Below are 24629 nucleotides of genomic sequence, written 5' to 3'. Positions count from 1 at the left end.
CGGCCAATTCCGCCACTTCTTCGTGTGAGATGACTTGGCGAGGGGCCGGAGCCAGGCGATCCTTCTCGCACCACCACGCTTCAGCCATTTCCGAAGTCCAGCCTCGCGCATGCGCGCTTCGCTCAATGGCGGCCTGAAATTCGCGGGCCGACTGCGGACGCTGTCCAGGGTCTTTCGCGAGACATCGCATCGTCTCCGACTCGAGCACTGGACAAAAACTCCGTCCCGCCACCGTGCCCGGGGTGACGGGGGGGGGCCTTCACATGGCGCTCAACGAGCGTCGTGACCGAGGTGCCTTCGAAAACGTGCTGGCCGGTCATGAGGCAGTAACTGACCACCCCCAAAGCGTAGAGATCACTGCGGGGATCGGCCCGGTCCGGATTCTCGATCGTCTCGGGCGCCATGTAACGCGGTGTTCCCACCAGGCGCCGCGCCGCCGTCGGCGCCGTGGACTCCTCGGGATCTCGCAGCTCCATCACCAGTCCGAAATCAAGCACCTTGACGGAGTCCGCCAGGCCCGCGCGTTGCACCACCAGGATGTTCTCGAGTTTGATGTCCCGGTGGATTAATCCCGCCTGGTGGGCCTCGTGCAGGGAGTCGCAGATCTGCCTCAGAATGTGAATGACGCGAGACTCGGGAAGGGGCCCGGCGATCCGGAGAAGTTCCGCCAGATTCAATCCCTTCAAATACTCCATCGCGTAATAGAAAATTCCCTCGGGGGTATGGCCGTAGTCAAAAATCTGAATGGTGTTCGGATGGGTCAAACGGCAGGTGAGCCGGACTTCCTGCTCGAAGCGACGCAGGGCTCGTTCGTTGGCCCGGTCAGGCAGGAGAAGCTTGACCGCGGTTTCCCGGCGTAAAAGCGCGTGCCGGGCCTTGTAGACCACCCCCATCCCCCCTTCGCCGATCTTTTCAATGAGGTCGTATTGACCGAGCTGCTTCGCCTTCAGGCTCGCCTCGTTAAAACGCGACTTCCAAATCCGGTTTCTCTGCGCAATCAACAACATCCCCAAGGTGCAGAGCCCGAGCAGTGCCAGCAGCAAGGCGAACCATTGCCTCAACATTCTTTGCGTGGCAAAAGCTTCGGCCGCGTCAATCTGAGTCGCCACACCAAATCCCTTGGATTCCAACCAGCGCCAGGCCCCGACGACATCCACGCCTCGATAATCCCGAAACGCAGCGGTTTGCACCCCCGAACCGCCTGCCACCGCCGCCGCCACGCTTGCCATGAGCGATTCCCCGCCCGTCGGATTCACACTGGGCCCTTCCGCGAGGCGCCGACCCGGATCGCGCAAGACGAGCGTGAGCGCCGAGGTGGATTCCTCTCGATTCTCGATCAAACCCAAACGCCGCAATTGATCGTCGAACCGGCTTTGCGAGATCAACTTGCCATGCCCGTCGAACGCATAGGTCTCGCCGCTGCTCCCCGTCCGGGCCACCGCGAGAATGCGGGAGAACTCCGCTTGCGGCCGCAGCATCCAGGCCAGCGCTCCCGCCACCGATCCGTTCGCCCCCAGCGCCACCACCAAAGGAAAACGCCATCCGCTCGTCACTTTCTCGCTACTCATGCCACCCCCTCAGACTAGTCTGGAAGGCAAAAGGTTTCAGCACTTTCCGAATCATCCTGTCTGGATCAGGGGGATTGAATCGGCCTCGCCGCTCGCTCATGCTCCACCGCATGCTCCGTCCTCGAAAAAAATACACCGTCCATGACCTGCGCCAATTCAAAGGCCGCCGATGCCTCACGCATATTCATGTCAAATCGCCCGAGGAAGCAGCGGCCGCGGAGGAAGCGGGCGTCGATTTGATGAGTTGCAGTTTTGATTCCCCTGAAGCTCAAGCCCGCCTTCCGAAACTCGTGGAAGCAGCGCCTCAGAGTTTCATCAGCGCCGCCACTCCCCACGGGCTGGCTTCGGCCGAAGAGGCCATTCGCGTAGGATTCCGCGCCCTCGAACTCGGCGCCAGCTCCGTGTATTGCTCCGCCAGCCCCCGCATCATCGAAGCCATGGCGCGTGAAGGACTGCCGGTGGTGGGACACCTCGGCCTCGTGCCGAGGCATGTCACGTGGACAGGATACCGCGCGGTCGGAAAAACGGTGGAGGAAGCGCTCCAACTCTTCCGCCAGATGAAGGAACTGGAACAAGCCGGGGCTTATGCGGCGGAGCTTGAAGTCGTCCCTCAAAACCTAGCGCGCGAGCTTTGCCGCAACACCTCGATGCTGCTCATGTCGCTCGGATCCGGAAGTGGATGCGACACTCAATTTCTGTTCTCGGACGATCTTCTCGGCGACTACGATGAGCGTCCGCCGAGGCACGCCAAAGCCTACCGCCATTTCGCCGAAGAGTATCGACGCCTCCAGCGCGAACGCGTCGCGGCCTTCAAGGAATACATCGCGGACGTGCAGGAAGGGCGCTTCCCGGAACGTTCCCATTGTGTCGAGATGAATCCGGCCTTGCTCGCCACGGTCTGCCAGAGCTGGGGAGAATCCGGGCGCGCCTCGTCCGGAAAAGTCCGGCCTCACTCCATGCCGTCATTGCGCGGCGGCGTCTCGTCGGAAACCTGAACCATCTCCTCCACGGCTTTGCGGAATTCCTCGAGGCCCGTGGATGGAATGATAATGGTGTCGCGGCGGCCGTTCACATCCTCGGTGATCCTCAAAAAGCGGCCCCGGGCATTCTCCTTCAAGGTCAGAACGAACGTCTTGCGCTCGATCTGAATCTTGGTCGATTGAAGGGTATCCTCCTGGGAGGAACCGCGCGCCCCGGAATCGTGCGAGCGATGGTTGTTGTGTCCGTGGCCATGGCCCTGGCCGTGCCGTTGTCCGTGATGCCCGTAGGGCGAAGGCCGTTCGTTCGAAATCATAGAATCTTCCCGTGGCACTCTTGGGGTGCGCCGTTACTCTTCGCTCAAACTACTTCGACAGATGCCCCGCTTTGTCAACTTCGGATTTTTGACATTTCCGCGCACAGGGGCAGCCGCAATCTGACGTTCGGAGCGCGGCCGTGCTGGAAGCCAGCCGCAGCGGGTCGCGCGGGGGCGGCGCAGAAGAAACTTTCCCCGGGGTGCAGGTCAGAAACAGGGCTGCGCCGGTCTGGGCGTCGGCGCAATCCCGGCAGGGATGGTCACGCATGGGAAGGGGGAGGAGCCGAACTCCGGCCTCGCGCGCCGGGGTCACCCCCAAAGGCCTCGAAGCCGGGCTTCAACCTCCTCCAGCCCGGGGGCTGCCCATTCATGCCAGACGGAAACCGCGCGTCTTCAAGATCGAGGGTAACCCGCCTTCCATGCCTAGAAACACCGGATCTTGCAGGGCGTGAGCCGATCGAACGTCCCTGCGCAACAAGTGTTTCAAGGAGTCAAGATCGCTCGACCATCGAAAACCATTGAAAAACTCGATCCCCGAGAACTGGGTCTTGTAAAGCGCCCTTTCCGAATAGCACGTGCCCAGATGCAGCCACGAAAATCCCTCCGCCGCGAAAAGCTCGGCCGCCCGCGTCATCATGTACATGCCGAGATTGCGGCTCAAATATTCCAAATCATAGAATGCGTAATAATAAAACGCCAGGGTAGGACGCGACAGGTACAACAGAACGATACCGACCTCGTGTCCGTCCCGTGCCTCGTCCTCAAACACCAGAAAATGGGAGATGACTTCCCCCTCCAACAATCCTTGGAGCCTGCGCGCCGACATGACTCCCGGGCCAAATCTCGCGTCCGCGTAGCCCAACCATCGATCCCGCTTGTCCGCCGTCACTTCATAATCGCCCTTGGCAATCAGCCGGCATCGAAGCGGAGCGCCCTTGCGCAGAATTCTCCGGTTTTCGGAGCTCAACCGAAAACAGCCCAAGGGCAGCCTCAACTGCCGGGTCAGATAATAGCTGTCCATGGCAGGCGACGCGGGAAGGAATCCGGCCTGGAAAAAATGGACAGGCTCATCCTCGGGATCGGGCGCGGCCCAAACAACGTAAGGATAACAATAGCGAGAGTAGTCAGGTTCGGATTCGGAGAAGATCAGTCTCATGAGCCGGTTCGCCCGGAGATTTCATATGGATTCCGCGACCGGAAAGATGCGATGCGGGTTAACCCCGAGTCCGGGGATCCGCAAGGCGACGGGGCAGCCGTCCGCGCCACCCGGACAACAGATCATAAGTCACGCTCTTCTTCAACGCCGCCATTTCCTCGGCCCGAATTTCCTCACTCCCTTGCCGCCCCAACACCACCACTTCGTCGTACAACCTGGCCTCGGGTATTTCAGTCAAATCCACCGCAAACGCGTCCATCGCGACGGACCCGGCCAGGGGTGCGCGCCTTCCGCCCACCAGCACTTCCCCTTCGTTTCGAACCCTGGGAAAACCATCGCCGTATCCCAACGGCACGATCCCCATCACGCGCTCACACGTCGCGGTGTAGCGCAAACCGTATCCGACCGTTTCGCCAGGCTTGATGCGCTGAATCGCGGCGAGGCGGGCTTTAACCGACAACACCGGCTCAATCCCCGGAATGCGTCGGCACACTTTGGATGGAAACACCCCCAGCGGCAGCAATCCCAGCCGCACCACGTCCCAGTGGGCTCCCGGCAAATCCAGAAATCCGCCGCTGTTGCAAAGATGTCTCAACCCGGGATCCAACCCCGAGCGTTTCATGACTTCCAGGACCGCCGCGAATCGCTCCATCTGGAGAATCGCGGAGGTCTTGTCCGCCTCATCACTCATGGCGAAATGCGAAAAAACACCTTCCAGCCGCACGTGCCGAAAGGTTCGCATCCGCGAGGTCCATGACTCCACCTCGTCCCACCGCAAACCATAGCGGTTCATCCCCGTGTTGATCTTGAGGTGGATGAGCAAGGGTTCGCCACGCCCGCGGCCAAAATGCTCCATCCGCTCCAGCGTCTCCATCTGGCCCGGACACAACGTCACTTTTAATTCGACCGCGGGTTGGAAATCCTCCGGCATGGGATTGGCCAGCATGAGGATTCTTGCCTCGGGAAAAGCTCTACGCAACGGTGCCGCCTCGCCGATCGTCGCCACTCCGAGCCCGAAAGCACCCTGGTCCAGCGCGCACCGCGCCACCCACTCGGCGCCATGCCCGTAACCACCCGCTTTGACCACGGACAGCATGCCGACTCGCGCCGGAAGCTCCGCGCGGATCTTTTCAAAATTGGCCTGCAGGTTCCCGATGTCGATCTCGATCCAGGCGCCCCGGCCATGCTCGTCGTGCGTCATGGGGTTACTCCGAACCGGGCGGCCATAAACTCCTTCCCACATCGGTTCGAAAATAGCTTCCCATCACCCGGATGCGCCGGATGTTCTCATAAGCCAAGGCGATGGCGTCCTCCAATTCTCCGGCTAATGCGCACACATCGGCCACGCGATGCCCCGTGGCCACCGGAGCGCCCGCGGAATCCGCGCGCACTTCATTCCACCACACGTCGCACGAGAACGGACCCCGCACCTCCACCGGCACCTCCGGCCCCTCCAAAGACGTAAACGGATACCCATATCCCGCCAGCGTGAGCGAACATCCAAAGCGAAGCCCCGGCTTGAACACAGGACGTAAAGGTAAATTCCGGGCGGCAGCCAGAAACACGGAGGCCGGATCCTTCAGCATCCGCGACAACATCGGCCCGCTCGTCACACCAAGCCTCACATTGTATTCCAACACGTGCCAGCGATCGCGATGCCGCATGGCCGTCACTTGAACGGGACCATGAAAGCGGACTTCCCGAAACCATGGCAAAAGAGGACGCAAAAGCTCCGCGGCCAACCCGTAACGATCTTCAGGATCGGCTTCGACCAAACCGCCCAGGGGCGCGCCCGCCACAATCCCTTGGTTGCCGTCGAAGGCCCGTTTGTATTCCTGATTGGTCACCAGGGAATACAACTCGCCCGCGCTGACAAGTGCAATATGCCCCGCCTCCCTTCGTCCGAGGTATTCCTGCAAAAAGATGCCCTCGCGATCATCGACCCGGCGGATCCAAGCCTCAGTCTCGGCCACCGTCTCACAGGCGATGGTGTGGAGTGGACTGTTGGGAGCACAGAGCGGGTTCTTCAAGACATAACCGGCCGGATGGCGCCTCGTGTAATGCAAGGCCTCAGCGCCATTGGCTGCGAAGTAGGACCTTGGAAAAGGGATCCCAAATCGTTCACACAAGGCCCTCGCACAATCCCGTTCTCGCTCCAAACGCAACCCCTCGCCCGTGGGACAGAGAATCGGCACCCCACTGTCCAGCACCTCCGCGGTCCATGGCTTCAGCGCCCATTCGAGCGACATGGGCAAGAAGAGGCTGGCTTGACGGGCCCCCGGAAGGTCCAAGGGACTGCTCGCCTGGGAAGCGTCCCAACACTCTCCCGCCAATCGGGGGCCATAGTGCCCGTAATTTCGGGTGAGAAAGGCGCGCACTTTGGCACCATCATCCGCCAGGGCACGCATCACGCCGTGCGTGAAAGCGCCGACGCCCAAAACGATCACATCGAGAGGGTCAGACATCGAACGAGCGCCGGGAACGTCCCCCAACGAAAAGTTTTTGCCGCACGGGACTCAGTGGTATTCCTGCACCGTTCGCACTTCGTACCCGGACCGCTTTAATGCCGCGATGCCCAAGGCCGCCGCGCGCGCCCCGCTCAAGGTCGTCATGATCGGGGTGCCCGTATAAACCGCCGTGGTGCGAATCTTCACTTCGTCGGCCCGCGGACTCGCGCCGCTGGGCGTGTTGATCACGAGCTGGATTTCCTTGTTCTTGAGCAAATCCACCGCATTGGGACGGCCCTCTGAAAGCTTGTGAATCTGTCTCACGGCCAGCCCCGCCGCGGCCAGAATGCGGGCCGTGCCGCCGGTGGCCACGAGCTGAAATCCCAGCTCGGTGAACAGCCGCGCCACCTCCACCACACCCGCCTTGTGATGATCACTGACACTCAGAAAGACATTGCCTGACAGCGGGAGCGGCGCGTTGGCCGCCATCTGGGATTTGGCATAGGCCACGCCCAAATCGGCATCCAGACCCATGACTTCACCGGTGGAACGCATCTCCGGAGAGAGCAGGATGTCCTGTCCGTGAAACCGGTTGAAGGGAAACACCGACTCCTTGACGGCCCAATAGGTTGGCCAGATTTCCTCGGTGAAGCCCAGTTCTTCGAGCGTCTTGCCGGCCATGATCTGCGCCGCGAGCTTGGCCAGAGGAACCCCGATGGCTTTGCTCACAAAAGGCACCGTGCGAGAAGCTCTCGGGTTCACTTCCAGCACATAAACGACGTCGTCCTTGACGGCGTACTGCACGTTCATCAGCCCCACCACCTTCAGTTCACGAGCCATCGCGTGGGTGTGTTCCCGGATTTTGTCGATCACCGCGGGAGTGAGCGTGTGGGGCGGCAAAACCATCGCCGCGTCCCCGGAATGCACGCCGGCAAACTCAATGTGCTCGAGCATCCCGCCAATCACGATGCGTCCGGATCGTCCGTCCTGGCCCACATCCGCGATGCAATCCACGTCCACCTCGGTGGCATCCTCGAGAAACTTGTCCACCAGCACCGGACGCTCCGGCGAAGCCTCCACCGCGAAGCGCATGTAGTGTTGCAGCTCGGCTTCGGAATAGACGATTTGCATCGCCCGACCGCCGAGCACAAACGAGGGCCGGACCAGAATCGGATAACCGAGAGCGCGGGCCGCCTCAAGCGCCTCCTGTTCGTTGGTGGCGATGCCGTTTGGCGGCTGGGGGATATCGAGCTTGCGCAGCATGGCGGCGAAGAGCTTGCGGTCTTCCGCGATCTCGATGCTTTGCGGACTGGTGCCAAGGATACGCACGCCGTTCTTTTGCAATCCCAGGGCAAGGTTCAAGGGCGTTTGGCCGCCGAATTGGGCAATGGCCCCCCAGCATTTCTCCCGCTCGTAAATGTGCAGAACATCCTCCAGCGTGAGCGGTTCAAAAAAGAGTTTGTCGCTGGTGTCGTAATCGGTGGAAACGGTCTCCGGATTCGAATTCACCATCAGCGTCTCGAATCCGTCCGCCTTCAGTGCGAACGCGGCGTGCACGCAGCAATAGTCGAATTCGATGCCCTGGCCGATGCGGTTCGGGCCTCCGCCGAGAATCATGATCTTTCGGGCCTCGTTGCCGCGCACTTCGTCGTCGCCGCGATCGTAAGTGGAGTAATAATACGGCGTGTAAGCCTCGAATTCGGCGGCGCAGGTATCGACCAGACGGTAGCTCGGCACCAAACCCATGCCATAGCGGAGTGCTCGGATCTCCTCCTCCGTCTGGCCCGTCAGATGGGCGATTTGGCGGTCGGAGAATCCGAGCGACTTGGCGCGAACCAGCAGGTCTTGCTTCATGGGCGGTGTGTCACGATCGATGCGAAGTCGCGGAAGGTTTTATGACGAGGCACACGCGCGCCCCGCCCCCGCGGAAAAACGCGTGAAGTAAGACGGAAAGCCCCGGAGCTGTCCAGTGTGTTGTCGGCCCCTCAATCCGCGCGTAAGAAATCCGACGGGATTGCGAAAGGTGGTTCGTGCGGCTGAAAGAGGCGCGGATTCAAGGCGTGTCTTCCAAGGGGCAAGGCGACTCCAACAGACAAGGGTGCTGCCAGATCGAAGGCATTCACCCGGGGCGGGCCAGGAACGGGAGGAGATCGCCGCGTCCGATGGGCACGAGCGGAAGCGCCGTGAACGGCGCGCCCCGACCACTTGCGGATGCACCGCAGCAATTGAGCAATTCTTATTCTCAGGGAGCGCGGCGGGTCGAAGGACGACCCAGCCGCGCTCCGGGGCAAAAGGAAAACGACGGCGACCTCCCCATCCACGGATAAGCATGATGCCCGCCCGCCATGGCTGGATCCAGTTACCCGCGGAGTCGAGGGTTCCCGGTGTCCAATTGACGCCGCCCGGCATCGCGAGCAGACTCCACATGTTCAAACATGCGCCCCGGACGGAAAGAAGAAATCGCCTCCAGATTCTGGAATTACCCCGCTCTGTACATGGTGGTGAAGCTCTGGCTCTATTCCGGAGCGTTCCGCGCCATGGTGCTGATGGTGATCTCCGTCGGCATCACCATCGCGCTCGCTCTCCCGAAGATTTGGAGATCCACTCCGGAGGGCTTCACCCCCGAGATCCGCATCAGCTTCCTGGATGTTTTGCAAGCCCGAGCCCTGGAACGTTCAGGCCGTGAAGCCCTCGAACAGGGCAAGGTGGGCGAGGCCTTGATCAGCTACCAACTCGCCATCGAGAATACGCCGGCAAATCAGGACCTCTTGCGAAGAAGCCTCCGCATCGTGGCCAAACACGCGGTCACCGAGGAGTCCCGTTCCTACACCGTGGCCCGCCTGTTTTGGCTGCTGCGACTTTCCCAGACCAACGCCGCCGACTTGGAAATGGCGTCCGACATTCTCAATTCCAGCGGACGCTTTGGACTCGCGATTCACTTCCTTAAGGATTCGCCCAAGCCGCTCCCTCCAACGGTTCACTTGCAGTGGCTCAAATCCCTCGTGCTCGCAGGCGAGTTCGGCGAGTTTTCCCGCGCGCTGTCGGCCGGCCCGCCCGGCTTGCTGGACGCCGGGGACGGAAAGCTCCTCGCGTTGACACACGAAGCCCTTCGAGACCCCGCCGCCACAACCTATCCGGTCGAGATCACCCAGGCCGCTCAAGACGATTCCCGTGAACGGTCCGTCTTTGCCCATCGTCTGCTCATGCAAATCGCTCTGGCCCGCGGCGATAGCTCCGCTTATGAGAAGTCCCTCCAGCGGCTCGGAGAGCACCAACGCGCGCTCGCCGCGGATCACGCTCGCTTCTGGATGCTGCTGGCCCAGCGCGGGCAGCGCTCACGGGCGCAAGAACTCGCCGTCTCATCGTCGCTGCGGCCCGCGAGTGAAGCCGAAGTGGAGATCCTGTCCAAGGCCAGGCTCGAACTGGGACTCGACGCGCAAACCCTGGAACTCCTGGCCCAATACATCCCGACCTTCCCCGCCTCCGTGTCCTTGTGGTTGCTGAAAGGATTCATCCTGCAAAAACAAGGGGACTGGAGCGGCATGCTTCAGACCGCCATCGCGATTCGTGATACGAAGGAGCTTGGAGGTTCGCTCGATGGATTCGCCCACTATCTCGAAGGCCGGGCCTTGCTGGCCCAGGATCGCCCGGAATCCGGAGCATCCAGTTTCGCCAAGGCGGTGGCGTCTCCCTTTGTGGCCAGCGCGGCGGGGTCCATGGCTCAGGGCATGATTGACGCACGACACCCCGCGATGGCTCTTCAATTGCTGCGATCCGCGCCCACGAATTCCATTCCCGCGCCGTCGCTCCATCGACTGCCGCTCCAAATCGCCGAATCCCAAAAGGACGAATCGATGCTGCTGACGTCGGCCAGATTCCTTCACCAATCCTCGGAAAATGACCTCGCTGAGATGTCGAACCTCGCCGCAGCCCTCCTCATCAATCGCAAGGATCCAGCTCAAGCCTTGGCCCTCACGCTCAGGATCACTCAACTACGCCCTGATCTTCCCGCATTCCGGATCAATCACGCCCAGGCCCTCACCCAGAACTACCGGCCGGCCGAAGCCATCCGGCTCCTTCAATCCATGGGAACGAACCGGTTCTCCGAATCGGAACGAACCGCCTACCACTTCGCCGTGGCCGATGCCCGGCTGGCGCTGGGCGAAACCAACGCTGCCCGCCTCCATGCCGCTCTCCTGCGGCAGGAATCACTCTTCCCGTCCCAGCTCGACCGGATCAAGGAGATCCTTCCCCTCAACGCGCGGCCAGTTTCTTCTCGACCTTGAACTTCTCGAGAACCACGTATCTCGGCAGGCCGCCTTCATGAAACGGACGGGTCTCCCCCGCAACCAGCGGAGCAGCGTACTCCACAAACTTCTCGTTCGGCATGAATCCGTCTTCGGATATCCAGTCGCGCGGAATCGTTCGCTCCACGTTCGCAATGTCCCCCAGGGGCTGCAGCCCCGTGGTCCAGCGATAAGGCTGCTGGCTCGTGCGGACAATCTTGGCCATCAAACCGCTCTGGCCTTCCACCGCCGCCCTGACCGCCGCCTCGCCACAGGCGACCGCCTCCAGCATATCGGTTTCGCTGGCATAATGCGCCGCTGCCCTTTGGGCGTATCCCAATTTCACGGTGCGGGTCTTTAAATCCAGTTTTCCCTGCACGATCTCCGCCAAGTGATCCGCCGCCCCGGAAAGCACCGCGTGACCAAAAGCGTCGAGACGCGACTTGTCGACTCCCATTTCCTCGCCATTCGCGTTCTTCAATCCTTCACCCACCACCACGATGCAATAGTGATGCGCGGCCACGGTTTCCTTGATCTTCTCGAGAAACGCCGGTTCATTGAACCGAATCTCGGGTAAAAGAATGATGTGAGGCGCGTCGGAAGGCCTCCGCTTCGCCAGCACCGTGCCCGCCGCGATCCACCCAGCGGCCCGGCCCATGACTTCGATGATGCAGCAGGATCCATCGTCCGTAGCCATGCTCCCCACGTCTAAACCAATTTCCATGACCGACACCGCGTTGTACTTGATCACCGAGCCATAGCCTGGAGAATGGTCCGTGTGGGGCAGGTCATTGTCGATCGTCTTGGGAACCCCCATCACCCGCATTTCATATCCCCTCTTGAGCGCTTCCAGATGGATCTTGTGCGCGGTATCTTGAGAATCGTTGCCTCCCGCGTAACAAAAATACCTGATGTTGTGCGCCTGAAAAACTTCGAACAACCGGTTCATGTCCTTCGCCGCCTGATCCGGCTTTTTGATGAAGTCGAGCTTGTAGCGGCAGGTTCCCAAGGCGGCGGCGGGCGTGTGCTTCAAACCTTCGATCGACTGCCTCTTCTCCTCCTGCAAATCGATGAGCTCCTCATTCAGAATCCCCAAAATCCCATTCAGACCACCGTAAATCTCCTCGATCTGGTCCGGATGACGCCCGGCCTCCAGAATGACACCGACAACGCTGGCATTGATCACGGCCGTGGGCCCTCCCGATTGGGCCACCAATAGATTTCCCACAAGTTCAGGCATAATATTGATGTTCAACCGGTTGCATTAGGCATCAAGTAAGGAAAGAGCCCGACCTGGCCGGCAAAACGCCGCGAACCTTGCCCGCCGGTCCTCCAGGTGTCAAAGCGGAATATCCCATCGCGATCACACGAAGTGCAGGCCAAGCTTGGCTTTTCTCATTTGAGAAGCCAAGGCAGGCGCAGACCGATTTCTTTGCACCTCGGTTCCGGGAGGGCGGCGTTCCACCGCCGTCCCACTTTTTCAGAGGGTGATCAGGATGGGCTGCGGTGGAACGCAGCCCTCCCGGCGCGATTCATCGTCCCAAGGCGCGTCCATGTGACGATTCTTCAAGGACAGTCATCTTGAAAGATCCGTGACCTCCACTCCACCCCAAACGTCTGAAAGCGTCACTTCAAACATGCCGGCGGAATTCCACCTTATCCCCGCGCGATCTCCTGATTCTCCATGAACGCGTAGCAGAGCATATGGCAAATGCCCATCTGGGCGTCCTCGGCTCGGCCATAATGTTCGCTATCGATGACCAGAACCCGCTTGGCGAGTGCCGCCAATTTCCCGCGCTTGCCTCCCACCAAAGCCACGGTCTCCAGCCCGTGGTCGTTGGCCCACGACACCGCCTTCACCAAATTGGGCGAGCTTCCGCTCACGCTCATGACCAGAAGCACGTCACCGGCGCGTCCGTAATTCTCGAGCTGGCGCGAAAATACATCCTCATACGCGTAGTCATTGCCGATCGCCGTCATCCAACTCACGTTGTCGTTCAACGAAAGAACACGAAACCGCTTTCCCAACTTGTCCGAGGCGCCCTTGCCCAGATCCGTCGCAAAGTGCGACGCGTTCGCCGCGCTCCCGCCGTTGCCGCACACAAAGATCTGCCGGTCCTCCCGATGAACTTTGGACAGCAGTTCGACCAAACCCGCCACCTCATCCACGGCAATCGAATCCAACGCCGCCTTCTGAGCCTCGATATACCCCCGCAGCCAGGTCTTCATAAACTTATTCGTTGTCGCCATCCAACAATCCGCCCAAACCGCCGAGCACCGAACCTTCCTCGCGTCCCCGTCCGCCCACCAATTTCGACGAGGACACGATGCGATCAGCCAGGCGGCTCAGGGGCAAGGACTGCAACCAAATCCTTCCAGGACCCCGCAGTCGGGCAAAGAAAAGCCCTTCGCCGCCAAACAAGGCCGATTTGATCTTTCCGACGTATTCGATGTCGAAATCGACGGTTGGCTGATAACCCACGACGCAGCCGGTATCGACCCGCAACACTTCCCCGACGGCGAGTTCACGGGCGATGATGGTGCCGCCCGCGTGCAGAAACGCCCAGCCGTCTCCTTGCAAGCGTTGCATGATGAATCCTTCGCCCCCGAACAATCCGGCCCCGATCTTGCGCTGCAAAGCAATGCCCACCGTCACACCTTTGGCTGCGCAGAGGAACGAATCCTTTTGGGCGATCAACTCGCCCCCAATCTCGCTCAAATGCACGGGCACAATCTTGCCTGGATACGGCGCGCCAAAGGAAGCCTTCCGCTTGCGGCTCGATTGGTTCTGAAACACCGTCATGAACAGCGATTCCCCCGTCAGCAACCGCTTCCCTGCTCCCACCAACGAGCTCAAAAAACCCTTCTTCTCCTGGGAGCCATCCCCGAAAATCGTCTCCATCTGGATGCCGTCTTCCATGAACATCATGGCGCCCGCCTCGGCCACCACCGCTTCCATGGGATCCAGCTCAATTTCGACAAATTGCAAATCGTCGCCATGCACGACGTAATCCACCACATCCATTGTTGCCATAACTCGAGTCTCCAGTTGGTTGTTCTCAATTGCCGCCAGTCCGCGCCCGGCAAAGCCCTCGCTTCGCAAACGCGCGGCTACTCCTACCCGACACCAATCCCAAACCACAAGTTTCGAGAAAAGTCGCGCCGACGACCAGCGGGAGGGCCGGGCGAAAAACGAGGCCGTTCCACGCTTTGAACCCGTTTCCCGTGTATCCCGATGTTGTTGGTAGGGCGGGCCTGTCCCAGCCCGCCGCCCACGGGATGCAAAACATCATGCTCCGGCGGCGCGCCGGGACGGACGCGCCCTACCTGCATCACCGGCAACATCGGGATGCACCGACCCGTTTCGTTCGCCTCGCCACCTCGCAGGCTGGGCAGCCGGCGCGACAGCAGACAAGGCTGTCTGCGTTACAGAACGACCCGGTCATCGGCATTCCGGGAATGCTCTGCCCCGCTCTGAACCCAATCCCGCCTCAATCCACCCGGCGCAGCCGGTAAAACAACCGATCCTGCGCAGGGCGCGTATCACGAAAGAGGGATCCACCCGCCGTCAAGATCATCTGCTCCAGCCGCGTCCAGGTCACCAGATCCGACGAAACTTCGAGAACCACCGCCCGCCCCGCCGGACCCGACAGTCCAAGCTCGACGCCAAGCCCAGCCACCCGGCTGACGCTCCGAATCCGCAGCGGCTCCTCCACCGCCGCCGGTGCGCGACCCGTATGGGCTGCATCCCGATGAAACATGGCCCACGGCGTGTCCGCCAGTCCCGTCGTGCCGCGAATGGCATAAACTTTCCCATCATAGCTGCCGAGGTAAAGCACACCCCCCCGATCCAGCGCCGGGGCCGCGTAAAGGGGCCCTCCCGTCGCGAATTCCCAGCGCCGCGTCCCATTCGCATTCATCGCATACAACTTCGAATCGAACGCCGCCACGTAAACCGTCCCGTCGTTCCCCAACACCGGCGCTCCATAAATCGGACCTCCAGTCACAAACTCCCAACGACGCGTCCCTTCCGACGTCAGCGCCACCAACCGTCCGTCCTCCGTGCCGAAATACACGCCACCATCCGCCCCCACCACCGGAGACCCGCTGATCGCCGCGCTCGAAACATATTGCCAGCGGCGCGTTCCATCCGGGCGCACGGCGTACAAGCGCTTGTCCGCCGACCCCACATAAACGGTGCCATCAGATCCAATCGCCGGAGAGGAAGCCACCACGCCGCCAGTTTGAAATTGCCAGAGCACGTTCCCCTCCGCGTCCACGGCATAAAGTCGATGATCGTACGCACCAAAATACACCCGTCCGTCAGCACCCACCGCGGGAGACGAATAAATCAATCCGCCCACGGCCACCGACCAGCGCGCCGTCCCGTCACTCTTCACCGCATGCAACCGGTTGTTGTTGTCTCCCACATAAACGGTCCCGTCCCGCCCAATCGCAGGGGAGCTGTCAATCGCGGAGCCCGCCTCGAACCTCCACCGCAGCACCCCGTTGGTTTGCAATGCATACAACCCGCCATCCTGGCTGCCCACATAGAGCACACCCTCCCCAACCGCGGGAGAGGAGACGACCGCGGCGCCCGTGGCAAATTCCCACCGCTTCTGCCCAAACGGACTCAACGCATAAACTTTCCCGTCATTCGATCCCACATAGACCGTGCCGTCATTCCCCAGCGCCGCGGAAGACCTGACCTCGCCCCCGGTGGCCACGTCCCAGAGTTTCGAACCCAATTGCCCGACAATCAGCACCGCTTCTTCGCTGGCCACGCTGCCTGCCGAGTTCCGCACGCTCACGGCGTAACGTCCCGTCGCGCTGGTCGCAACCGCCGACAACGTCAGAACCGCGTTGGTCGCCTGCGGCAGATGGGTGCCGTTCAAAGTCCACTGATAACTCAAAGGCGCCGTGCCGGCCGCGCTCACATTGAAGAGGACCGTCGTCCCCACCAGCACCGTCCGGCTTTGCGGTTGGGACAATATCGAAGGGGGCGTGTTGGGTGCGCTCACTACCACGCGAAAACTCCGTTCCACCGTGGTCCCCGCGTCCGACACCCTCACGGTCACCTCCGATGGCCCGCTCCTCCCCCGGGCCGGGATCAGGGTCAACGTGCGCCGCTCCGGAGTCCCGCCCACCACGAGCCCGGATTCCGGCAGCAAACCCGCATCCGTAGCCGCCACTCGAATCCGCAAGTCCGCCCGGGGCGTGTCGAGGTCCTCCAGGTTCAAAACGATCGGGGCGCTGGTCGTGTCTTGGTTCAGAGCTTGATCGAGAATCTCCGCCAACAGGGGCGGATCGTCCACCGGTCGCACCACAAGCTTGATCTCATGGGTTGAACTCAATCGCCCGTCTCTCGCCACCAGCCGGAGCGTCGCCGTTCCATACGCATTGGAATTCGGAACGATTCTCAAGGAACGGTCCGCGCCCAAGCCGTTCAAGACAATGTTCGTCGGCGAAACGAGCTGCGGATCGGAAATCTCGAAGGCCAGTTGAACCGCGTCGTTTTCGCGGTCTGTCACGGTCACGGGCACGACCACCGGCGTGTCCTCGTCCGTCACCACCTCCGCCGGCGCCACAATCTTCGGCGCTTCATTGATGGACACCACGGTCAACAGAAACGCTTGGCTCGCGGAAAGCGATCCGTCATTCACGGAAACGGTCAGGGTCGCCGTCCCCGTTCTTCCCGGCGCCGGTGTGACCACGAGCAGGCGGCTGTCCCCCTCGCCGGTGATGACCATGCCGGGGGCGGGAACCAATGCTGGATCACTGCTCGTCACCCCGACCTTCAACTGATCCAAGGGCGTATCGATATCGCCCAGCGTCAACGCGATGGGTCCCGTCGAGCCGTTCTCGGGCGCGCTGCGAGCGGCCAGAGGCGCGAGAGTTGGCGCGTCATTGACGGGCTCGATCGTCAAATCAAAGAATTGAGTCACCGTATCGCTCCCGCCCGCGTCCACCCCTCCGTCGTCCCGCACTGTCACGGTCACCCGGGTTTTTCCGAAAGCATTCGGCAACGGCGTAAGAATCAACCGACCGTTCACCGCGGGACTGGTGTAAGTCACCGCGGGATCCGCTAGAATACCCGGCACGCTCGATGCCGCCGTGACGGTGAGACGCTGCGTTTCGTTGGCCGCTCCCGAAGTAATTCCCGACAAGACCAGCGTGAAGACCCCCGAATCCTCCTCGCGGGTGATATTGTTCAACGGATTCAACGTGGGCGCGTCGTTGACCGGTCGAATCGACACCCGGAACTCAATCGCCTCGGAACGATCGACGCCCTCGTGGTCCCGGCCCCCGTCGTCCACCAAAACCACCCGGACCAACGCTTCACCGAACGCCTGGGCCGCCCCGGCAAACCGAAGTTCCCCGTCCGCGGATATCGCGGGCAGTTCGGAAAACAACGCCGGGCTCGTCGTGGAAACCTCGAAGCGCAACCGCTGACCCGCTTCATCCGCAGGCCCCGCCGAAAGACGGCTCGCCCATCCCGGCAAGCGCGTCAATCCAGCGTCCTCCCGCACCACCACGTTGGTGCCGGAAGTGAATCCGGGCGCATCATTCACGGGGGTCACCTTGACCATGAAACCGTTGGTCACACTCGCCCTTCCGTCGTCCACAATAACCGTCAACCGCCCCTCGCCGCTGGCGTTGGTGGCCGGCTGAACCCGGAGCAAACGGTTGGTCCCGGTGCCGGACACGCCCAAATTCGCCAACGGAAACAGAATGGGATTGGAGCTTTCCACCCGCACACGCGGCTCGGACGTCTCACGATCACTGACCAAAAGGGGCACGGTCAACGGAACGTCTTCAGGCGTGGTCTGATCGCCCGGCACTCCAAGCACCGGCGCCTGATTGACCGCGCTCACGACCAGCACAAAACGGTTGGTCGTGCTCGCCTCCCCGTCGCCGGCCACCACCGAAATCGTCGTTTCGCCGGTTCGATCCCGCGACGGTAGCACTCGCAAAGTCCAGTTCGTCCCCCCTCCGCCCAGGGTCAGATTCGCGTTCGGAACGAGTTCCAAATTGGAACTGGTCACCGTCACACGGAGCCGTTCCGCGGGCGTGTCGATGTCGCTCACCATGATCGCGATGGGCGCGGTAGACGTGTTCTCCGCCGTGGATTGCGGCAACAACGCGCCCAACACCGGCGGATCATTCACCGGCAGAAAATCAACCGTGAACGAGCGTGTGGTCGAGTCTTGTCCGCCTCCCGCCGTTCCGCCGTCATCTCGCACCATCACGGTCACCGTCACTTTCCCAAATGCGTTCGTCACGGGAGCAAGCACCAGACGGCCGGTCGCCGCGGGCGATACATAATTCACCTCCGGATGAGGCATGAGAGCGGGATTACTCGAGAGGGCAGTCACCGTCAACTGCTGCGCCTCATTCGGCGCTCCCGAACTCAGTCCGGAAAGGGTCAGCGTGAACGGCCCCGAATCCTCGTCCCGGGTCAGGTTGTTGACCGTATTCAGCGTCGGAGCATCATTCACCGGATCGACGCGAATCGTAAAAGTGCGCGCCAGCGAACGCTCCGCCCCGCCATCCGCCGTCCCCCCGTCATCGACCAACACGACCGACACCGTCGCCACTCCAAAAGCATTCGCGGTCGGCGCAAAGGCCAGGGTTCCGTCGGCATTCACAGTCGGTGCTGTCTCGAACAAAGCCGGCGACGTGTTCGAAACTTCAAATCTCAAGGTCTGTCCTGCTTCATCCCCGGGCCCCTTGGACAAACCGCGAGCCCAGCCCGCCAGTCGGGCGGCGCCGGAATCCTCCGACACCGCCACGTCCGGACCGGCCACAAAAGAGGGCGCGTCGTTCACGGGCTTCACCTCGACCGCCACGTCGCGGGATACACTGGAAATGCCATCGGACACCGTCACCGTCAGCCTCGCCCGGCCGGACCGGTCGGGGGACGGCGTCAAACGCAACACCCAATTGGTTTCAGCCGCGCTCCCGGTGGCGCGCGTTACCAGCACGCCCGCCCGAGGCAAAAGGAGTTCGTCCGAGGAAACGGCGGTCACAGCCAAACCCGATGCCGGCGTGTCGGGGTCAGCAACTGAAAAACGAAATTCCGCGGCGACCTGGTCCTCGATCAACGTCAGATCACCCAGTCCTGACAGCGCAGGCACCCGGTTGACCGCAGTCACGGTCAACTTGAACGAGGTCTGGTTCGTGGAAGATCCGTCGGAAACGAACAGCGTCAACACCGCGCTCCCCGACTGCGTCGGCACAGGCGTCACGGTCAAGAATTGAAACGGAACTCTTCCGGCCACGGTGATCGCCGTGGCGGGCACGAGGACCGGATTGTCCGAAACCACCGTGACGACCAAATTCGTGATGGCCGTATCGGGATCGGACACCGCAACGGGAAGAGGACCCGCCGCCTTCCCCTGTTCGATCGTGGTGCCTGGAATGGGCTCGATGAAAGGCGCGTCGTCCACGTCCAGGACCCTCAACACAAACGTGCGCGTGACCGAGTCCTGGCCGCCATCCGCCACGCCTCCACTGTCGCGCACGGTCACCGTGACCACGCTGCTTCCCACCGCGTTGGTGCGGGGCAGCAACAAGAGCACCGAAGATCCGAACACCGAAGTTCGAATACGCGGATGAGGAAGGAGGTCCTGGTTGCCCGACTCCGCCGTCACCGTGAGGGTCTGGCCTTCATTGGGCGCGCCGATGCCGAGGTTGCTAAGTTCAATCCCGGTCTCCCCGGAGTCTTCATCGATGGTCAGACCGGGAATCGGATCCAAGGTTGGAGCGTCGTTCACCGGCTTGATCTCGATCCGGGCGACCTGCTCCACCGAGGTGTCCTGGCCCCCGTTCGCCGTGCCTCCGTCGTCCCGCAGCCGTAGGGACAGCGTCGCGACTCCAAAAGCATTCGGAGCCGGCTTGAAAGTCAGCGTGCCCTCCGCATCCAACGCCGGCGCGTCCTCGAACCATTCCGGATTCGAGTTCGAAAGCAGAAATATTCCCCGCTGGCCCGACTCCGAGGCAGGTCCCATCCTGAGATACGTCGCCCAGCGAACCAGCCGGCTCGAACCTGAATCCTCCAAAACCGACACGTCCGGACCCTTGACGAAGGATGGTGCTTGATTCACACCCAGCACCGAGATTTCCAGCAACACGGGATCGCTCGCGTTCACCCCGCCATTCGCCGTGCCCGCGTCATCGATTAATCGAATCAACACCGTCGTGCTGCCGGAACGCCCCTCCGCCACCGCAAACCGCAAGGTCCCATCGCGATCGATCGCCGGCAAGGTGGCGAAAAAAGCCGGTTCCGACGGGGCCACCGCAAAACTCAATCCCTGAACAGACTCGTTGGCCGGACCCGCTTTGATCTCCTTGGCCCACGCCGCAATCGCCTGTGGACCCGCGTCCTGCCGAATCGAAACATCCGCGCCCCGCACAAAACTTGGAGCGTCGTTCACCGGCAGTATCTCGACGGCGATCCGATGCTCCACCGTGTCCTGGCCATCCGAGATCAACACCCGAACCGTGGCGTTGCCAAACGTGTCCGGACGCGGCGCGACCTCCACGCTGCCCGTGCTCTCGCCCGCCACATACCGGACAACCGGTGGGAACAAAAGATCCGCGCGATCCACTTCGGCGGTCACGGTCAATGTTTGTCCCTCGTTCGCCGGCCCCGGCGAGAGTTCCGATAATGGCATCACGAGGGCAGTTCCATCCTCGCGGGTGGACGCCGTCGCAGCCGCCACAACACGCGGCAAGTCATTGCTCGGTGCAACCTCGAACCGAAGGGAGTTCGTCACCGCCAAAGCACCGTCCGACAACACCACGGACACCACAGTGGTTCCGAACTCGTCCGGCCGGGGTGTCAGGGTCAAAGTCCGATTGGTGCCGCTTCCACCCAACACAATGCCACCGGCCGCCAACAAACGGGTGTCGGCACTCGTTACCGTGAGCGACAACGAAGCGATGGAAGTATCCGGATCGTCCGCCAAAAATGGAATGGGTCCGGAACCTCCCGGCGCATCTTCACCCGTTCGAATGACTGCGGGCAAACCCAGGAGCGGAGGCCGGTTCAACGATTCGACCACAACGTTGAACCGTGCAACGGCTGTGGCACCCTCCGCGTCCGTCACGGTTACCTCAAGCGTGGCCGTGCCCGTGCGGTCACGCACGGGGATCAATAGCAACGACCGCGAGGCCGCGTCCCCCAGCAATTCGATCCTCGACGTGGGCAGCAGGGCTGGATTGGAACTGGACAACGTCACCCCGAGCAACTCCGGCGCTGTTTCCGCGTCACCCACGGTGAACGCGATCGGTGCGGAACTCTTGTTCACGTCAATGCGCACTTTGGCGATGGTTGAGATCGTGGGAGGACGATTCCCCGCCGCGACTCTCAAGGATACCCCCGCCGTGCCCGAACGGCTTACCCCCGAACCCGTATTCCCCTGATCCGTGAGAATCATCGAAATCGAAGCGGGTCCAGAAAAACCCGCCGGAGGAGTATAACGAATGGCGCGCATGGCGGCGTTCAAATCGGCCAGTGTTCCAATCGCCTGGAAAGACCCGCTTCCAGGCAAGCCATTCTCGAACGTCAACCCCGTCGTCCCGGCCAGATCCAACAAGCCCGGCACCGCCGCCAAGGTCCAGCGCAGCACCCCGGATCCGGCGTCCACATCCGCCCCGGTGACCGCGGGCAGCGTGAAGGTCTGGTTCTCGGTCACGGTGAGGGTTCCGCCAGGTGCGGCGATGGTCGGAGCATCATTCACCGGCCGCACGGTCAGCAAGAAACTCGTGCTGGCCGATGCTTCTCCGTCCTGAACCGTCAGGGTCACCGTCGCGGTGCCGTTGGCGTCGGCAGCGGGCCGCAACGTCACCGTGCGCTGTCCCTTCCCCGCCGAAGCCACCGTGATCCCGCCATTGGAAATGAGTCCGGGATTCGAGGAACTCGCCGTCACCGTCAAAGCCTCCGCGGCGGTTTCAAGGTCCGAAACCGTAAACCCGGCAGCGGGCGACACCGAATCTTCATCCATCACCACGGGGAGAACGGGACTGATCTGGGGAAGATCATTGAGCGGGGTCACCACCAATTGAAAAAACACGCGATTACTCGCGCCCTGAGGGTCGGTCACGGTCACCACGATCAAGTTGGTTCCGAACAAGTTCGTCGCGGGAAACAGCGACAAAGTGCGATTCGTGCCCGTGCCCTCGATGCGGATATGGCTCATCGGCACCAAAACCTCATTGGTGGCAACCGCCGTCACGGTCAAACTCGTGGCAGGCGACTCGAGGTCAGAAATCGTGATCGGCACGGGAACAATCGGCGTGTCTTCAAACGTCGTCATCTGCGGAATGGGCTGAATCGTCGGCGGCGTGTTCGCACGATTCACCGTCACTGTGAAAGTGGACAGCGCGCTTCCGATGGGGGGAATGGATGAAGTGTCCGTTGCCACCAAGCTAATGGACGCCACTCCCGTCTGCCCTGTGGCTGGCCGCAACGTGACACTGCGGGACTCCCCGGTGCCGTCGAACGTGATGTTCGAGACCGGCAATAATGCGGGGTTCGAGGAAATCGCTCGCACCGTTACCAGGGTCGACGGGGTATCCACGTCTCGCACGGAAAAGAACACTCGTCTCGACGCCTCGTTCTCGTTGAATGTGAAGCTCTCGATCGGGGAAACGACCGGAGCGTCGTTCACCGGAGCGATGCTCACCACCAAGTTGGTGGTGGCCGTTTCCCCCGAGGTATCACGAACGGTCAGTGCAATGCGCGCCAAACCACTTTGATTGGGAGCCGGAGTGAACCGAATGGATCGATCGAATCCCGATCCGCCCAGCGAAACACTTAAAGGCGGGATCAAGTCAGGGTCCAGGCTCATAAAGGTCAGCACCAGTTCGTTGAAATCGTCCTCTTCGTCCGCCACGTTCACCACCACCGGCCCCGAACCTCCCACTTGGTCCTCTAGCATCACCAACCGGTTTGATCCGGGCGGGACCGGCGAGCCAAGGAGAATCACGGGCGGCGTGGTCGGCGGGAGCACTTTTACGTTGAACGTGCGCTTGGCGTTCCGCGTCGCGGCATCCCCAATATCGCCGTCGTAAACCGTCAAACTCAACGGCACAACCACCCCCTCGGGCGGCACTGCCGCGCTCAGGACCGGCGTGATGATCAGAATCCGGTTCGTCGAAGTGCCTTGAATCTGCACGTTCTCCACCGGAATCACCGAGGATTGCGATTCCACCACGAAGAGCAGCTCCTCGGGCGGTGTCTCCGCGTCGCTGGCCGAGAACGGCACCTGCGCCTGCTTGCTCGTCTCGACGTCCGGAATCACGGAGAGCACGGGTCCATTCCGATTCTGAATCACCAGAATCGAGATCGGCGCGCTGGCGACTACGTCCTGGGTGCCGTCCAGATTCCTCACGCTTGCCCGCACCTGCAAGGTATGCCGGTTGATCTCCGAGATCGTTACGGCAGGGAAAGTCACCAAACCTCCCGGGCGCACAAAGGTTTGGCGGCCGACAAGACCCGCGCCTGAATACAACTCCAGACTCAGTACCATGCCTCCAGGAGCGGTGGTGATCGTTGTGTCCACCACCACGTTGGCCGGCGAAGTCATCACTCGGCCCGCCCTCGGACTCGTGATCGTGACTTGCGCGTTCACCCGCCCCGGACGCGCCACCGTTCTCGCCACCATCGGCCAGGAACTGACCGCCGGACCCGAACTGCCCGGAATCGCGAAAATATGATCGTCGAAGGATCCAATGTAGACTGTGCCGTCAGGCCCAATCAGCGGTGAAGCATGAAACTGCTCGCCGCTGTTGAATTCCCACCTGTAAGTCCCCTGGGAGCTCAGGGCCAACAGCCGCCCGGCGCTCCCAACGTCCGTCGGGACATAGATGGTGCCGTCCGCCGCCAGCGCCGCGCTCCCATGCACCAAACCCTCCGCCGTATAGGACCACTTCAAAGTCCCGTTCGGATTCACGGCGTAAAACTTGTTGTCCCAGGAGCCGACATACACGGTCCCGTCCAAACCCACCACCGGCGACGCAAAAATAGCGTCCCCCGTCTCGAAGGCCCACAACCTCGACCCGCCCGAACCAAAAGCGTAAAGCCGGTTATCGGCCGAACCGGTGTAGATCGTCCCGTCCGGGCCAATCGCCGGTCCGCCGCTGATTCCCAGTGTAGTTTTCCCCACCCAGCGGTTCCCCAGCGCAGACGTCAACGCGTAGAGGTTGCCATCCAGCCCGCCGATGAAAATCGAGTTGTCCACCCCAATCGCCGCCGAAGAAATGAAGTTGGCCGGAAAACTGTTGGAACGAATCAATCCCCCGCTGCGAAGGTCGAACACGAAGAGGCGCCGGTTCTCAGCTCCCGCCACAATGACCTGCCCTTCGGTCGTGATCGCCGGCGAGGAATAGACCGTTCCGGAAATGTTGATCCCGAAGCCATACGTCGTGTTCGTCCACTTCAACGACCCGTTCGGATTCAACGCGTAAAGCCAGTCTCCCGAGCCGAATAAAATCGTGCCGTCCGGCGCCACCGCCGGGGAGGAACGAATGCTGTTGTCGGTCGATAACCGGGCGGCGTAGCTCCAGTTCAAGCGCCCGCTGGCCGCGTCCAGAGCGTACAAGCTTCCATCCAAGGAACCCGCGTACAATGTCAACCCGTCCGGGGATAGCGCGGGAGCGCCGAAGATATCCCCGCCGGTCTTGAATCGCCATTTCTCGCCCCTTTGCACTCCCTGGCCCCAACCGGAAACCACGGTCAGAACGAGAACCAAGATGGCGATTACAGCACGAATCGCTCGCCGCGTCGACGGCCAGCAGTTAGAGAATTGCATGAAGATAGAATCCGGGAATCAGCGGTAATACGTCATCCGCCGAGCCATTCCACAGGGCTCT

13 protein-coding genes are annotated in these 24629 nt (G+C 61.6%); 2 read left to right on the top strand and 11 right to left on the bottom strand.

Annotation, left to right across the window (positions count from 1 at the left end; genetic code table 11):
- Positions 1-122: 122 nt before the first annotated feature.
- Positions 123-1568 (bottom strand): serine/threonine protein kinase, encoded by a 1446-nt coding sequence (locus tag FJ404_04460; protein MBM3822139.1) that lies wholly within the window; start codon positions 1566-1568, stop codon positions 123-125.
- Positions 1569-1678: 110 nt separating this feature from the next.
- On the opposite strand from FJ404_04460, the gene FJ404_04455 reads away from it, so the two are divergent.
- Complete coding sequence (locus FJ404_04455) at positions 1679-2563, top strand: ketopantoate hydroxymethyltransferase (GenBank protein ID MBM3822138.1); 885 nt, start codon at positions 1679-1681, stop codon at positions 2561-2563.
- Here FJ404_04455 and FJ404_04450 read toward each other — a convergent pair.
- The 5 genes from FJ404_04450 to carB form a co-directional block, all read right to left on the bottom strand.
- Positions 2518-2862, bottom strand: a complete 345-nt coding sequence (locus FJ404_04450; GenBank protein ID MBM3822137.1) for an RNA-binding protein — start codon at positions 2860-2862, stop codon at positions 2518-2520. The two genes, FJ404_04455 and FJ404_04450, sit on opposite strands and share 46 nt — an antisense overlap.
- A gap of 367 nt (positions 2863-3229) precedes the next feature.
- Positions 3230-4018, bottom strand: a complete 789-nt coding sequence (locus FJ404_04445; GenBank protein MBM3822136.1) for a hypothetical protein — start codon at positions 4016-4018, stop codon at positions 3230-3232.
- A 58-nt stretch (positions 4019-4076) separates the two neighbouring features.
- On the bottom strand, positions 4077-5261 hold the full coding sequence (gene alr, locus FJ404_04440) for an alanine racemase (GenBank protein ID MBM3822135.1): 1185 nt from the start codon (positions 5259-5261) through the stop codon (positions 4077-4079).
- Positions 5224-6483, bottom strand: a complete 1260-nt coding sequence (locus FJ404_04435; GenBank protein ID MBM3822134.1) for a phosphoribosylamine--glycine ligase — start codon at positions 6481-6483, stop codon at positions 5224-5226. Before FJ404_04435 ends, alr begins: the two co-directional genes overlap by 38 nt.
- Positions 6484-6534: 51 nt before the next feature.
- The gene (gene carB / locus FJ404_04430; protein ID MBM3822133.1) at positions 6535-8319 is read right to left on the bottom strand and encodes a carbamoyl-phosphate synthase large subunit; all 1785 of its coding nucleotides are present in this window, start codon (positions 8317-8319) and stop codon (positions 6535-6537) included.
- Between the two features lie 581 nt (positions 8320-8900).
- On the opposite strand from carB, the gene FJ404_04425 reads away from it, so the two are divergent.
- Positions 8901-10751: a hypothetical protein gene (locus FJ404_04425; protein MBM3822132.1), complete on the top strand. Its 1851-nt coding sequence runs from the start codon at positions 8901-8903 to the stop codon at positions 10749-10751.
- On the opposite strand, the gene FJ404_04420 is transcribed toward FJ404_04425, so the two are convergent.
- The 5 genes from FJ404_04420 to FJ404_04400 all read right to left on the bottom strand — a co-directional run bounded on the left by FJ404_04420 (position 10720) and on the right by FJ404_04400 (position 24568).
- Positions 10720-11991, bottom strand: coding sequence for a 6-phosphofructokinase (locus FJ404_04420; GenBank protein ID MBM3822131.1), 1272 nt, complete (start codon positions 11989-11991; stop codon positions 10720-10722). The two genes, FJ404_04425 and FJ404_04420, sit on opposite strands and share 32 nt — an antisense overlap.
- Before the next feature lie 416 nt (positions 11992-12407).
- Positions 12408-12980, bottom strand: a complete 573-nt coding sequence (locus FJ404_04415; GenBank protein MBM3822130.1) for an SIS domain-containing protein — start codon at positions 12978-12980, stop codon at positions 12408-12410.
- Positions 12981-12984: 4 nt separating this feature from the next.
- Entirely contained in the window at positions 12985-13785 is an 801-nt protein-coding gene (locus FJ404_04410; protein MBM3822129.1) for a TIGR00266 family protein, read from the bottom strand.
- A gap of 83 nt (positions 13786-13868) precedes the next feature.
- Positions 13869-14096, bottom strand: a complete 228-nt coding sequence (locus FJ404_04405; GenBank protein MBM3822128.1) for a hypothetical protein — start codon at positions 14094-14096, stop codon at positions 13869-13871.
- 146 nt (positions 14097-14242) lie between these two features.
- The gene (locus FJ404_04400) at positions 14243-24568 is read right to left on the bottom strand and encodes a tandem-95 repeat protein (protein MBM3822127.1); all 10326 of its coding nucleotides are present in this window, start codon (positions 24566-24568) and stop codon (positions 14243-14245) included.
- Positions 24569-24629: the final 61 nt, after the last annotated feature.

It is taken from the genome of Verrucomicrobiota bacterium (assembly GCA_016871495.1).
GTDB lineage: Bacteria > Verrucomicrobiota > Verrucomicrobiia > Limisphaerales > VHDF01 > VHDF01.
This window is presented reverse-complemented; position numbering and strand designations above follow the sequence as displayed.